We start from the raw sequence: 13,599 nt of genomic DNA on the forward strand, positions 1-13,599 counted from the left end.
CCACTGACCAGGCAACCATCGCATTCCGCCCCGACGACCGCGTTTCCCGGCGGGTCCGGCGAGATGGCCGAGCTGATCCGAGCGTTCGACTGGGGCTCCACGCCGCTGGGTCCGATCGCCGGCTGGCCGCAGAGTCTCAGGACCACGGTCTCGCTCATGATCGCCGCACCCGTGCCCATGGTCCTGCTGTGGGGGCAGCAAGGCGTCATGATCTATAACGACGCCTATTCGGTCTTCGCCGGCGGCCGCCACCCCCAACTGCTGGGGTCGAACGTCCGCGAAGGCTGGCCGGAGGTGGCGGAGTTCAACGACAACGTGATGCGCGTCGGCCTGGGCGGCGGCAGTCTGGCCTACAAGGATCAGGAACTGACCCTGCACCGGTCCGGACGGCCCGAGCAGGTCTGGATGGACCTGGACTACTGGCCGGTCCCCGACGAGAGCGGTCTGCCCGGCGGTGTGATCGCCACGGTGGTCGAAACCACGGCGCGCGTTCAGTCGGACCGGTTGCGCACCGCGACCAACGAACGTCTGGAGCTGACCCTGTCGGCGGGACGCGGCGTCGGCACCTGGGACTGGGATCTGGAAGAAGACCGCATCATGGCGGACCAGGCTTTCGCCACCCTTTACGGCGTGGACCCGGTTCTGGCGCGCGAGGGCGCGCCGCTGGCCAGCTTCTTCACCGCCATGCATCCCGACGACGCCGATCGCGTGGGCGAGGAAATCGCACGCACCGTACGGACGAAGGGCAGCTTTCGATCGGAATACCGACTGATCCAGCCCTCCGGCGACATTCGCTGGGTCGTCGCCGAGGGCCGCGTCGTCACCGACGAGAACGGCAAGGCGGTCCGCTTTCCGGGCGTCACCTTCGATATCACCGACAGGCGTCAGGCCGACGCCGCGCTGGCCGACACCGAGACCCGGTACGACACCCTTTTCGGTGCCATCACGTCCGGCTTCTGCATCATCCAGATGAAGTTCGACGCCGATATGCGGCCGGTCGACTACATGATCGTCGAGGGCAATCCCGCGTTCGAGGCGATGACGGGCCTTTACGGCGCCAACGGCAAATGGGTGTCGGAGATCGCGCCCGGGCTGGAACAGCACTGGTTCGATCTGTACGGGAAGGTCGCCCTGACCGGAGAGCCTGTGCGGTTCGAAAACCCGGCCGATGTCCTGGGCCGCTGGTACGATGTGGAGGCCCTGCGGATCGGCGATCCGGCTGCGGCCCGCGTCGCCATCCTGTTCACCAACATCACCGATCGCAAACAGACCGAGGCGCGGCAGGCGGCTCTGCTGGAGCTGACCGACGTCCTGCGCGACGTGACCGATCCCGAGGAGATCGCGGCGGCGTCGTCCGCCCTGCTGGCACGGGCGTTGAACGTCACGCGGGCGGGTTACGGCGTCATGGACATGGCCGCCGAGACGGTGACCATCGCCCGCGACTACAACGCGCCGGGCATGAGCAGCATCGCCGGGACGCTGAGGTTTCGCGATTTCGGGTCGTACATCGAAGATCTGGCGCGCGGAGAAATTGTCGTCGTCGCCGATACCCGGTCCGACCCGCGCACCCTGGACACGGCCGATGCCCTGGCCGGCATCGGCGTGTCGTCCTTCATCAACATGCCACTGATCGAACAGGGGAAGGTCGTCGCCCTGGCGTTCGTCAACAACGTCACGCCACGGGCATGGTCCGACAGCGACGTCGAATTGCTGGCCGACGTCGCCGCGCGCGTGCGCACGGCGGTCGAGCGGGCGCGGGCCTCGGCCGACCTGGCCGACAGCGAGGCCCAGTTCCGCGCCTTCTCGCAAGCCGTGCCGAACCATGTCTGGGCCAGCCGACCGGACGGCGACCTGTATTGGTTCAACGACCAGGTCTATGCCTATGCCGGTCTGGCAGAGGGTGACATCGACGGAGCCGAGGGCTGGGGTCGGATCGTGCACCCCGACGATCTGGCGGCGGCGGCCGCCTCGTGGGGGCGGTCGCTGGAAAGCGGCACTCCCTATCAGACCGAGTTCCGCATCCGCCGCCACGATGGCGTCTGGCGCTGGTTCCGCGTCCAGGCCGAGCCGGTGCGCGACGCCAGTGGAGCGGTCACCGGCTGGGTCGGTGCCAACAGCGACATCGACGACATCCGCCGCCAGGGCGAGGAACTGGAGCGGGTCAACGACATCCTGTCGGGCCTGCTGACCGGCAGTCAGGCGGAGCGCGATCGGCTGTGGGAACTCAGTCCCGATCTGCTGACCGTCGTCGATTACGAAGGCAATCTGCAGCGGGTCAATCCGTCGTGGACCCGGGTGCTGGGTTATGACGAGCAGACCCTGTTATCGCGCCCCTATGCTGAAATCCTTCACCCGGACGAGCTGGAGACCATCGGCGACGTGCTGACGCAGATGAAGGCGGACGGCGAGCCGGTTCTGCTGGAGGATCGGCTGCTGGCGGCCGACGGGACGTGGCGTACGTTCGTCTGGACCCTGTCGCCGGAACCGGGGGGCGAACGCCTGTATGGCGTGGGTCGCGACGTCACCGAGGAACGCGAACAGGCCGCCAGACTGGCCACCGCGCAAGAGGCCCTGCGCCAGTCCCAGAAGATGGAGGCGGTGGGTCAGCTGACCGGCGGCATCGCCCACGACTTCAACAACCTGCTGGCCGGGATTTCCGGGTCGCTGGAGCTGCTGTCCAAACGCCTTTCCGAAGGTCGTCTGAACGGGATGGAGCGATACATCGATGCGGCGCAAGGATCCGCCCAGAGGGCGGCGTCCCTGACCCAGCGGCTACTGGCCTTTTCGCGGCGTCAGACGCTGGACCCCAAGCCGACGGACGTGAATCGTCTGATCAACGGCATGGAAGACCTGATCCGGCGCAGCGTCGGGCCGGACGTGGAGGTCGAGGTGGTGGGCGCGGGCGGACTGTGGGCGACGCAGATCGATCCGTCCCAGCTGGAAAACGCCCTGCTGAACCTGTGCATCAACGGTCGCGACGCCATGGCCCCGGACGGCGGGCGACTGACCATCGAGACGTCGAACAAATGGCTGGACGAGCGGGCGGCCAAGGCGCGCGACCTGACGCCTGGTCAGTACGTCTCGCTGTGCGTCACCGACACCGGCACGGGCATGAGCCCCGAGGTCCAGGCCCAGGCGTTCGACCCCTTCTTCACCACCAAGCCGCTGGGCCAGGGGACGGGGCTGGGCCTGTCGATGATCCACGGCTTCGTGCGCCAGTCGGGCGGCCAGGTCCGCATCTATTCCGAGCTCGGCAAAGGCACGACCCTGTGCCTGTACCTGCCGCGCCATCTCGGCAGCGCGGACGTGGATGCAGAACTCGCGCCCCCTGCTGTGGCCGAAGGCGGCCATGGCGAGACCGTGCTGATCATCGACGACGAGGAGACCGTGCGAATGCTGGTCGCCGAGGTGCTGGGCGAGGCCGGCTACAACGTCATCGAGGCCCCGGACGGGCCGTCGGGTCTGGACATCCTGCGCAGCGATCGCCGCATCGACCTGCTGGTCTCCGACGTCGGCCTGCCCGGTGGGATGAACGGACGACAGGTGGCCGACGCCGCGCGGGTGACCCGACCGGAGCTGAAGGTCCTTTTCATCACCGGTTACGCGGAGAACGCGGCGGTCGGCAACGGTCTACTGGCACCCGGCATGGAGGTCCTGACCAAGCCCTTCGTCATGGGCGACCTGGCCGCCAAGGTCCACGACATGATCGAGGGATAGGCGCACCGCGCTTCACCCCCCGTTAACCACGATCCGGCATCGGTTAACGGATGCGCAACCTGGTCGCCGCCGTCGAAGCCATCGATCCGCTGGTCGTCACCGGCAAGGTCGCGGGTGTGTCCGGTCTGTTGATCGAGGCGCGGGGAGGCTTGAGCCGTCTGGCCGTCGGCGCGCGGGCCGAGATCGGGCGGCGGGGGACCACCCCCCTGCCCGCCGAGGTCGTCGGATTTCGCGATTCCAAGGCCCTGCTGATGCCGTTCGGGCCGGTCGAGGGCGTGGCGCCGGGGGCCGACATCCACATCATCGGACAGGCGGCGGCGGTCTATCCGACCACGGCCTGGCTGGGTCGGATCATCGACGCCTTCGGACAGCCCATCGACGGCAAGGGGCCCCTGCCGCAGGGGCCCGCGCCCTATCCGCTACGCGCCGCGCCGCCCGCCGCCCATTCGCGCGGGCGGGTGGGGGAACGGCTGGATCTGGGCGTACGGTCGATGGACGTGTTCACCACCACCTGCCGGGGTCAGCGGCTGGGCATTTTCGCCGGCTCGGGCGTGGGTAAGTCGGTGCTGCTGTCGATGCTGGCCAAACAGGCGACCTGCGATGTCGTCGTGGTCGGCCTGATCGGAGAACGGGGCCGGGAGGTCCGCGAGTTCATCGAGGAGACGCTGGGCGAAGAGGGCCTTCGCCGAGCCGTCGTGGTGGTCGCGACCTCGGACGAGCCGGCGCTGAAACGGCGGCAGTCGGCCTATATGACCCTGGCCATCGCCGAATACTTCCGGGATCAGGACCTGGAGGTTCTGTGCCTGATGGATAGCGTCACCCGCTTCGCCATGGCCCAGAGGGAGATCGGTCTGGCGGCGGGCGAACCGCCGACGACCAAGGGATACACCCCCACGGTCTTCTCCGAACTGCCCAAGCTGCTGGAGCGCGCCGGACCGGGACCGATCCGGCCGGACGGCACGACCGCGGCGCCGATCACGGCCCTGTTCACCGTGCTGGTCGATGGCGGCGACCACGACGAGCCGATCGCGGATGCCGTGCGCGGGATCCTGGACGGCCATATCGTGATGGATCGCAAGATCGCCGAGCGTGGACGCTTCCCGGCCATCGACGTGCTGAAGTCCGTCAGCCGCACCCTGCCCGGATGCCAGACGCCGCCCGAGCGCGAGCTGAACCGGCGGGCACGGCAGTGTCTGTCGGCCTATGCCTCGATGGAGGAGCTGATCAAGATCGGGGCTTACCGGTCCGGAGCCGATCCGATCACCGACCGCGCCATTGCCCTGAACCCGGCGCTCGAAGCGTTTCTGGGGCAGGACAAGGACGACGTCACGCGGATGGCCGATTCCTTCAACCGGTTGGAAAGCATTCTGAACCAAGGTCTGATCCAGTGACCGGAGATTTCGCATGACCGCCTGGGCCCATTCCCTGATCCGCATCTCCAACTACGAGGTCGAGACGCTGCAGAAGCGCCTGGCCGAGATCACATCGAAGAAGGCGTCTGCCGAGATGCGTCTGGCCGTGCTGGACGCCGAGGCCGAGGTCGAGCGCGAGCGCGCCCGCATGGACGCGGAGGCCGGCATGATGCTGTCCGCCTATCTGGCCGGCTGGAAGGCCAGGAAGGGCGCCGCCGAGGGCGACCTGGTCACCTTGGACGCCGAGGAGGAGGGGGCCCGCGACGCCCTGACCGGGGCCTATTCCGAGCTGAAGAAGTTTGAACACGTCGCGGAGATGACGCGCCTGAACGCCATCGTCGCCGCCGGCAAGCGCGAGACGGCGGCGTTCGACGAGATGGGTTTGCGGCGCAGGAGCGCCTAAATTCCTTCTCCCCTTGCGGGAGAAGGTGGCCGAGCGAAGCGAGGTCGGATGAGGGGTACGACGAACCAAATATCATGCGTCCGATAACCCTCATTGGCAAGACCGGGAGTCACCCCTCATCCGGCCCTACGGGCCACCTTCGCCCGCAAGGGGAGAAGGGGTTGTCACGCCGCTCCGTCCTGCTTTCCTCCCTCGCTCTCGCCGCCTGCGGAACGACCGAGGCGGCACCCGTCGCTGCCACCCCCCTGAAATCCATCGCGCCCTTCCCCATCGGCACGGCGGCCATGAGCGGTCAGTTCGACGATCCGGCCTGGGTCGATCTGGCCCTGACGCATGTCTCCCAGCTGACGCCGGAGTGGGAGATGAAGATGGAGTACATCCTGTCGGAGACCGGCGATTACCGCTGGGACGCGCCCGACCGGATCGCGGACTTCTGTACCGCGCATGAGCTGCGTTTATTCGGCACCACCCTGATCTGGTATTCGCAGGACAGCGCGTTTTTCCGGTCGCTGGACCCTGCGCGGTTCCGGCGGGAGTACGACCGCTATATCGCCGAGGTCGCCGGGCGATACCGGGGTCGGGCCACCGGCTGGGACGTGGTCAACGAAGCCGTGGCCGAGGATGGCAATGGCCTGCGGTCCTGTTTGTGGTCCGAGGCCCTGGGACAGGAGGGCTATATCGCGCGGGCTTTCGAGCAGGCGAAGATCGCCGACCCGGACGCGGTGCTGTTCCTGAACGACTACAATCTGGAGAACCTGCCGACCAAGGGCGCGACCTTCCTGCGGCTGGTCGAGCGGCTGCTGAAGGCGGGGGTGCCGATCGGCGGCATCGGCACCCAGTCGCATCTGGACATCGAGATTCCGGCCGGCCAGACGCGCGCCTTTTGCCACGAGGCCGCCCAGTTCGGTCTGCCCATCCATGTGTCGGAACTGGACGCGTCGCTGCGATCGGAAGGCCGCATCGACACCCGCAGCCCGGCCCGGCGGTTCGAGCAACAGACCGCCCGGGTCACCGAGCTGACCGAGGCCTTCGTGTCCCTGCCCCCCGCCCAGCGGTTCGCCTTCACCGTCTGGGGCATGCGCGACACCGACAGCTGGCTGAGGCGCGATGCCAGGGACGACGGCAAGGATCGGCCATTGCTGTTCGACGCCGCCGGTCGCCCCAACCCGATGTTCGCGGCGGTCGAGGCGGCGTTCCAGGCGCGCTAGATCACCGCCGACACCAGACCCAGCTCCACCGCCTCGTTCGCCTCGATATACCAGTTGGCGGGGGCCCGGCGTTCCAGTTCCTCCAGCGTGACGGACGAGCCGACGATCAGGTTCTCGAACCCCTCGCGCTGGATCTGGATCGAGTGTTCCAGCTCGTGCAGCATGGCCTTCACCGTGGCGATGCAGGTCGTCAGCGGCCCGTTGATCTGCAGCGTCTTGTCCATCTTGCGCTCATGGATCATCAGCCGGGTTCCCCGGGTCAGGAAGCGGTTTTCCGGCGCGAAGAAGCTCATGAAGGTGGCACCGGCCGAGTATACGATGGCCTTGCCCAGGAAGACGAAGCGACGATCCGGGCTCATGTCCGACTGGAACCGGATATCCTCGCCCATCATCCGCGCCACCTCGGGATCGCCGCCCAGGGTCGACAGCTCGACCACGATCAGACCGCTGGCCGGTGCCTGATCGAGCTGGGCGCGGAAGTTCCATTACATTGCGTAGTCGACGTCGCCGCCCAGCAGGATGGCGGGCCGGGCGAAGTCGGCGGGTTTCAGGTCGGTCATGGTCGGCACTCAGCGCCGTGAAGCCTGTGCGGTTCCCGGCTGCGTCACCTTTTCACCACGATTTTCAACGGCCTCGCTTGCAGGGTGCGCGGCGTCGTCGCATCTCAGGCGCGATGATCGACAAGGACCAGAAGAACGCCATCCTGGCCGCCGAGGCCGAGTTCGAGCGCCGAGAGAACCTGGCGCGGGCTCTGGCCGTGTCTGGCGTGACCCTGATCGGGAAGATCACCAGCCCGCCGCCTGCGAACCAGCCGCCTGAAGAAGTGGCCAAACCTGGCTCCGACGTTCCGGCCCCCTGACCGTCAGGCGACAGGTCACGTCAGCGCGGCTGCTGGATGACCCGGCCGTAGCGCCTGCGTGCGTGATCCTTGCCGACCAGGGCCGTGGGGTCCGTCACGATGACGTCTTCGGCCACGGGCATCGGTTCCAGCCCTGCAAACCGTCTGTAGAGTGCCAGGCTGATCGCTGTCGGGAACGTCAGGGTGAGGCCGACCATCAAGAACGGACCCGGTCCGAGCACCGTCAACACCAGCGGTGCCGCAAACCCGAGCAGGAAGTAGGCCCCTGTCGTGGTTGTCTTGAATGCACGGGCGGCGAAATGCCCCGCAATCAGACCCAGTGTGATCGGAATCAGGGCAAGGAAGGTCAGGCCGATCATCTCCACGCTGAACGCCAGACTCATGTCGGCTGAATGACGCAGGACGGCGGGCGCGCCTTGGTCGATGACCATCCGCGCTTCTCCGACCAGCCCCAGTAAGGCGCGCGCCCCAAAGAGCGCGCCACCGCCGATCAAGGCCGCCAGAAACATCAGGCCCGGGGATGTCCGCACGCGGACCGGTCCGGCAAAATAGGCCGATGAGTCCGTCTCGATCAGGGCCGGAGCAGAGGCCGCCTCGGCGCTGGCAGGTGTGGCGATGTCGTCGATATCCGGCTCGACCACGTCCCAGCCCGCGCGAAGGGTGTAGATGAACCCCAGGCCGGACCCGACGACGGTGGGAAGAAAGAAGAAATAGGCGACCAATCCGTGACGGAACGCCGCGACAAGGCTGGCGAGGTCCATCCGCGACGCATAGGCCAGCACCAGACTGACCGCGCCGAGCGTGGCATATAGCGACCGGCCCCCTCTGGCCCGTTTCCGTAGCAACGCGTGCCCGATTGCGAAAACGAGCGCAAAAACGATCCCCCCGATGAAGGACGACAGCAGCATCGCGTCCAATGACGGCCGGACGCCGGCGGTGGCATAGATGCCTGGCGCCGTGCAAAGGAAGATGAAGATCGCCGCGGACAGAACGAGCCCGCCGAATGCCGCCTTGTCCGTTCGGATCCGATCCACGCCACGCCCTCCACTGAACGCCGATGGTGGCCGTCGATGCCTTAAGGTTGCGTCGCCCGATATGCTTTACGTCGCGAGGCGGAAGCCCTGAGTTGTGGGTTCGAGGCTTTAACCATCGGGCTTAGTGTCGCCTACACCACCGACAGCGCACGCTCGGTCTTTGCATCGGTTGGACGCTTCGACATGCGCACACGCGACGTCATCATCGGGCTGGTCGTCCTGCTTGCCGCAGCGGGGTTGCTCTCATTCCTGTCCGACGCACCGGCCAGTGGCCACCTGCTCGAGCCTGTCGTCGTGACGGCCGAAAAGACCCCTCTTTCGTCGAAGGTCGATGATCACTTCACGCGTGCGGTGCCGTCCCAACGGATAGGGCGTCCGAATAGTGAAACGCCCGCCGGTTTCCCGGCGGGCGTTTGAACGTCTAGCGGTCCGCGGCCTTTCAGGCGGCGGCGCTGATCGGAGCGGGGGCGGCGGTTTCCGACGGGTCGCGCAGGACGTAGCCGCGGCCCCAGACGGTCTCGATGTAGTGTTTGCCGCCGGCGGCCGTCGCCAGCTTCTTGCGCAGCTTGCAGATGAAGACGTCGATGATCTTCAGCTCGGGCTCGTCCATGCCGCCGTACAGGTGGTTCAGGAACATTTCCTTGGTCAGTGTGGTGCCCTTGCGGAGCGAGAGCAGCTCCAGCATCTGGTATTCCTTGCCCGTCAGGTGGACGCGGTGGCCGTGCACCTCGACCGTCTTGCCGTCCAGGTTCACGGCGATCTCGCCGGTGTGGATGATGGCCTGGGCGTGGCCCTTGGACCGGCGGACCACGGCGTGGGTGCGCGCGATCAGCTCGTCCTTGTGGAAGGGCTTGGTCATGTAGTCGTCGGCGCCGCCGCCGAACGTCTTGACCTTGGTCTCGATCTCGGTCGAGCCCGACAGGATCATGACGGGGGTATTGATCTTGCCCACGCGAAGCTGACGCAAGACTTCCAGGCCGCTCATGTCGGGCAGGTTCAGGTCCAGCATGATCATGTCGTAGTCATAGATCTTGCCCAGATCGATGCCTTCTTCGCCGAGGTCGGTCGTGTAGACGTTGAAGCCTTCCGACTTCAGCATCAGTTCGATGCTCTGCGCGGTCGCGTGATCATCTTCGATAAGCAGAACGCGCATTCGAGCCCCTCCAGGCAAAGCTTGACCATATGGCCCGGTCTATCAGTTCCGGGTAACCTTGTTCGAGAGTTAACCGGCCAAAACCTTAAGAACCGTTAACAGCACCCCATGAAGGCGAATCTAGGCTGATTTGCGAATCGGCGTCGAGAGTCCGCGAGTCAACGATTCGAAATATTTTGAAGATGCCCCACTCAGCCGACTGCTGCGACCGTTTCTGACGCACGATAGGACTATGTTCCTATGTTTGGTGAGGCAGGGGAGTGAGGCATGATGAGGAGCCCGTATCGCGTGGCGGTGTCCGAGGAGGACCGCAAGAAGGCGGATCTGGTGATCCAGATCGTGGCGCTGCGGTTCGGCGTGTCGGTGGCAGCGATCAATCGGGATGTCCGGTTGTCGCCCGATGCCCTGCGGGCGCGGCGCGTGGCGATGTATCTGGCCTATGTCTCGTTCGACTGGCAGCAGGAGCGGGTCGGCCACGCCTTCGGCGTCAATCGCCAGACCACGGCCACCGCCTGTCGCAAGATCGAGGACGCGCGCGAGAACCGCGAGCTGAACGACCTTCTGGACGAGCTGGAGGGGGCCATCCACGCCATCATCGGCGCGCCCGGGGATGGCACTCCCAAAGATGGGACGCCCGGCGTGCCGGAGGCGGCATGAAAGTGCAGAAAGTACAGAAAGTACAGGACGTTTCGCAGGACGCGCCCGTCGTGGCGCGCGCGCGCCGGATGCTGGCACGCCCCGGTGCCTGGCTCGCCGAAAGCGCGGTCGGCGGTTACGGCCTGCGTTTGACCGCCGACCGTCGCGCACGCCCGATGCTGATGCTGGACGAGGCGGCCTTTCTGGCCCTGGTCGAGACGCCGGGGCTGAAGGCCAGGCACGGAGGGGGCTGGGTCGCGCGGGCGGTGGATGCTCCGGCTCGGCCTTCAAGCGCGGGCGCGCCCGGGCGGATCGCGGGCGAGCGATCGGTGATGGACGGTGACGGACGGCTGCTGACCCGGTCCGCAAATCTGGGCGAAAGCCCGATCGCCTGGCTGGCCCGCCGCAAGGACGCCGATGGTCGACCGTGGCTGTCTCCGGCCGAGGTGGCGGCCGCCCTGCGGTTGAGGCGGGACGCGGAACTGGCGATGTCCGGCCCGTCCCTGACCATGCGGTGGGACGCGCTGGCCAGTATCGGGGCGCGATCCGGCGGAGGCTCGGCCGCGCGGATGGAGCCGGGCGACCGGTCCCTCGCCGCCGGGCGTCGCGTGGCCGAAGCGCTGGAGGCGTGTGGCCCTCGCTGGCGCGCCTTCGTCGAACAGGCCTGCATCCACGACAGTGCGATCCAGGCCGCCGAACGCGCGCTGGGCGTGCCGAGGCGCGAGGGGAAGCGGTTGCTGAAGGAGGGGCTGACGGCGCTGGCCCGGCATTACGGGATCGGGTGACGCCGCTCTTTGCCGATCTCAGGGTTGGGGGCCTGGGTGTCCGCTTTAGGCGACTGGCTCGATGTCCGCTCTCGACCCTTAGCGGACCTTAGTCGAAGCAGGGGCGAGGCTGTATCGCAACGCCATAGCGCGGACCTAATAGGCTTCGCTGTCGAACCAGCGCGACCCGCTGTCCTACGCGGCACTCAATGTGTCGCGGAACTCGGACCTGCGCGGTTACACCGTCCACGCTGACAACGGCGAGTGGACGCGAACCCGTCTTGCCCTCAGTCATACCCAATGCCGTTACTCGGCCTGTCGATGTTCCCTCTTCCGGGACGGAAACCAGAAGCAGGCTGATCGCTACTCCGATAGCGAGTGTGAGCGACAGACCGACTAACGCGGCCTTGTTGGACGCGATGAGAAACCGGATAGGTCTGAACATAATCGTCCCTTCGAGAACCCTGCGAGCGTGAGCGACTTTGGGTCCGCTTTCCACCCGTAAGGGACAGTCTGCTTTCGACCCATAGCGGACATTTCCAGGCTGGTTGAAGAGCGGGTAAAAACCAAAATCCCGCCGCCCTGATCAGTTATCGATCCTGCCTACGGGCCAACTCTTGCAGCTGAAGTTGAGGGTCCCATCCAGTCGGCTGCACCGCGACCACGCTGCGCCACGGCGTTCCGAGGGCCACCCATTCGGCTCGCAGTTCTTCGAAAGACTTCTCATCATCGGCCAGTCCGAATTGGGTGTGGCAGCACGGACAAATCTCAAAGGATGGAAGGCCCGCCGGCCAAGGCTCAAAGTCCAACGCGTAGCCGCATACAGGACAGTGATACTTACGCTGCAGAAGGCTCGGGTGGTGATGAACGCCGTCCTGTGTCATCGAGCGACTCTAGACCAAGCATGGCAACCCGCAACTTTGTTGCCAATCATCAATAGGTCCGCTTCCCACCCTTAAATTACCGTCCGCTCTCGACCCATTGCGGATACTACTTAGGCTCAGGCCAGTCGAACCAACCATCGGGGCCAATGCCGTCTTCTACCCACTCGGGTGATCCGAAAGCCTCCGACAGCAAGAGCGAGCGGAGCTGTCCCGGTGGGCCGACTGACCATGAGAAGTGCCAGCCACCCCAACGGCGGTTTCCGTCTGTCACGTCATACCCAGTAGACGGGCCGTCAGGCCGGGCGTCACCACGCCCATTCAAGAGCCGGACCTCTCCTCCGAGAAATCGGGGTGCGCTCCATAGGCACTGGTCCTCAAGTATTTTGGTCAGTCTCTCTTTGCCCCCGGCAGTGAGCTGAACCTTCCGCCAATCGGTCCATCGCTGCCCCTGCCAGCCAGGCGCCGTTCCTGACCGCGCGTACATCTCCCATCCATCCGCTGACTGCCGACCCACCACTTCTCTCGCCGTCGGATCGGTTGAAAGCCCGCTGGGGGACGTAATCAGATGGACGGAAGAGGTTGGAGACACGGCTTTCCACACAATGCCATTCTGCTCGTTCGCCCAGGACGACCAGACGTCTTCCAGAAGCGGGTCGCTCGGATCATTGTTCAAGTGCGTCGGGAGCGCGGAAAGGTCGATGTTCCGCCAGGCCGGACACTGGGTGGCGGATTGAATGTCGCGACCAGGATGACAGGCCGACAATAGGGCCATGCTGATCGCTACCGACCACGATGCTTTCAGGATAGATGCGCTGTCCACGAGGACGAGGCTATTACCCAGCCGATTGTCGAGCAATGTCCACTAACCGCCTTCAGCCGACAGTCTGCTCCCGACCCATAGCGGACGTTGTACGCTGAGACGCTGACGTCCATGTTTCCTGCATGACCGACCTAGGCAACATGATTGAGCGTGTGGGGGTTTTGCTCCTGCTGGCTTGGGTGCCGTTGATTGCGATCCTCAACTTGGTTCTCGTTTCCGAGGTGAAGCCTGGCGAGGGTTCATGGCGGGCCTATGTTGGTTTCTTCAAGCGAACGCAGCTCAAGCCGCTAGGGATGAGGCTGCTTCCCCTGTTTCGCTTCATGGTTTGGGCGTGGTTTGTGGGGATTGGCGTCACCCTGTTAGCGAGCGCGATCTCTGGTCGCTGATGGCATTGGTTACGTCCGCTTGCCGCCCTCGATCTATAGTCCGCTCTCGACCCGTTGCGGACGTTGCCCATGGTTATTAAAGTCACCCGGTGGAAGTTTACACCATCGATCCTGCGTCCGTCGCCAACGGCCATTTGGCGGCCTATCTCGCCTTGACGCTTACTTTTGCGGCCTGCACTGGAATAGTTGCCTTTCTTGGTCAACGTGGTTGGTGGCTAGCCGCCATCGCCGTTCTCGCGCTCCCCACGCTCGCGACTTATCTTTTCGGTGGTCGCCCAGAGTGGTCCGTAGCTTACTTGCCAGACGTGCTTCTACCACTGGCG

12 protein-coding genes are annotated in these 13,599 nt (G+C 65.6%); 9 read left to right on the forward strand and 3 right to left on the reverse strand.

Annotation, left to right across the window (positions count from 1 at the left end; genetic code table 11):
• Positions 1-63: 63 nt before the first annotated feature.
• From AC1DW4_RS01930 to AC1DW4_RS01945, 4 genes are all read left to right on the forward strand, one after another.
• Positions 64-3,717, forward strand: a complete 3,654-nt coding sequence (locus tag AC1DW4_RS01930) for a PAS domain-containing protein (RefSeq protein WP_477015551.1) — start codon at positions 64-66, stop codon at positions 3,715-3,717.
• Positions 3,718-3,767: 50 nt separating this feature from the next.
• On the forward strand, positions 3,768-5,108 hold the full coding sequence (fliI, locus tag AC1DW4_RS01935; protein ID WP_477015552.1) for a flagellar protein export ATPase FliI: 1,341 nt from the start codon (positions 3,768-3,770) through the stop codon (positions 5,106-5,108).
• 13 nt (positions 5,109-5,121) lie between these two features.
• Positions 5,122-5,532, forward strand: coding sequence for a flagellar export protein FliJ (locus AC1DW4_RS01940; protein ID WP_477015553.1), 411 nt, complete (start codon positions 5,122-5,124; stop codon positions 5,530-5,532).
• 161 nt (positions 5,533-5,693) lie between these two features.
• Positions 5,694-6,740, forward strand: a complete 1,047-nt coding sequence (locus AC1DW4_RS01945) for an endo-1,4-beta-xylanase (protein ID WP_477015554.1) — start codon at positions 5,694-5,696, stop codon at positions 6,738-6,740.
• Here AC1DW4_RS01945 and AC1DW4_RS01950 read toward each other — a convergent pair.
• A complete protein-coding gene (locus AC1DW4_RS01950) occupies positions 6,737-7,177 on the reverse strand; it encodes an ATP-dependent Clp protease proteolytic subunit (protein ID WP_477015555.1) in 441 nt (146 codons plus the stop codon). The genes AC1DW4_RS01945 and AC1DW4_RS01950 overlap by 4 nt on opposite strands.
• Positions 7,178-7,413: 236 nt before the next feature.
• Here AC1DW4_RS01950 and AC1DW4_RS01955 point away from each other — a divergent pair, with 236 nt between their 5' ends.
• Complete coding sequence (locus AC1DW4_RS01955; protein ID WP_477015556.1) at positions 7,414-7,599, forward strand: hypothetical protein; 186 nt, start codon at positions 7,414-7,416, stop codon at positions 7,597-7,599.
• A 20-nt stretch (positions 7,600-7,619) separates the two neighbouring features.
• Here the strand turns inward: AC1DW4_RS01955 and AC1DW4_RS01960 are convergent, their stop codons facing one another.
• Positions 7,620-8,633: a hypothetical protein gene (locus AC1DW4_RS01960; RefSeq protein ID WP_477015557.1), complete on the reverse strand. Its 1,014-nt coding sequence runs from the start codon at positions 8,631-8,633 to the stop codon at positions 7,620-7,622.
• Positions 8,634-8,816: 183 nt separating this feature from the next.
• Between AC1DW4_RS01960 and AC1DW4_RS01965 the strand changes: the two genes are divergently transcribed.
• A complete protein-coding gene (locus AC1DW4_RS01965) occupies positions 8,817-9,050 on the forward strand; it encodes a hypothetical protein (RefSeq protein WP_477015558.1) in 234 nt (77 codons plus the stop codon).
• Positions 9,051-9,072: 22 nt separating this feature from the next.
• Here AC1DW4_RS01965 and ctrA read toward each other — a convergent pair whose 3' ends face one another.
• Entirely contained in the window at positions 9,073-9,786 is a 714-nt protein-coding gene (ctrA, locus tag AC1DW4_RS01970; RefSeq protein ID WP_477015559.1) for a response regulator transcription factor CtrA, read from the reverse strand.
• A 267-nt stretch (positions 9,787-10,053) separates the two neighbouring features.
• Here ctrA and AC1DW4_RS01975 point away from each other — a divergent pair, with 267 nt between their 5' ends.
• From AC1DW4_RS01975 to AC1DW4_RS01985, 3 genes are all read left to right on the forward strand, one after another.
• On the forward strand, positions 10,054-10,443 hold the full coding sequence (locus tag AC1DW4_RS01975; protein WP_477015560.1) for a helix-turn-helix domain-containing protein: 390 nt from the start codon (positions 10,054-10,056) through the stop codon (positions 10,441-10,443).
• Positions 10,440-11,207 carry a DUF6456 domain-containing protein gene (locus AC1DW4_RS01980; RefSeq protein WP_477015561.1) on the forward strand — a complete coding sequence of 256 codons (768 nt, stop codon included), beginning with the start codon at positions 10,440-10,442 and terminating at the stop codon, positions 11,205-11,207. The genes AC1DW4_RS01975 and AC1DW4_RS01980 overlap by 4 nt, the downstream gene beginning before the upstream one ends.
• Positions 11,208-13,012: 1,805 nt before the next feature.
• Positions 13,013-13,276 carry a hypothetical protein gene (locus tag AC1DW4_RS01985; protein WP_477015562.1) on the forward strand — a complete coding sequence of 88 codons (264 nt, stop codon included), beginning with the start codon at positions 13,013-13,015 and terminating at the stop codon, positions 13,274-13,276.
• Positions 13,277-13,599: the final 323 nt, after the last annotated feature.

Source organism: Brevundimonas sp. P2_A6 (genome assembly GCF_056404975.1).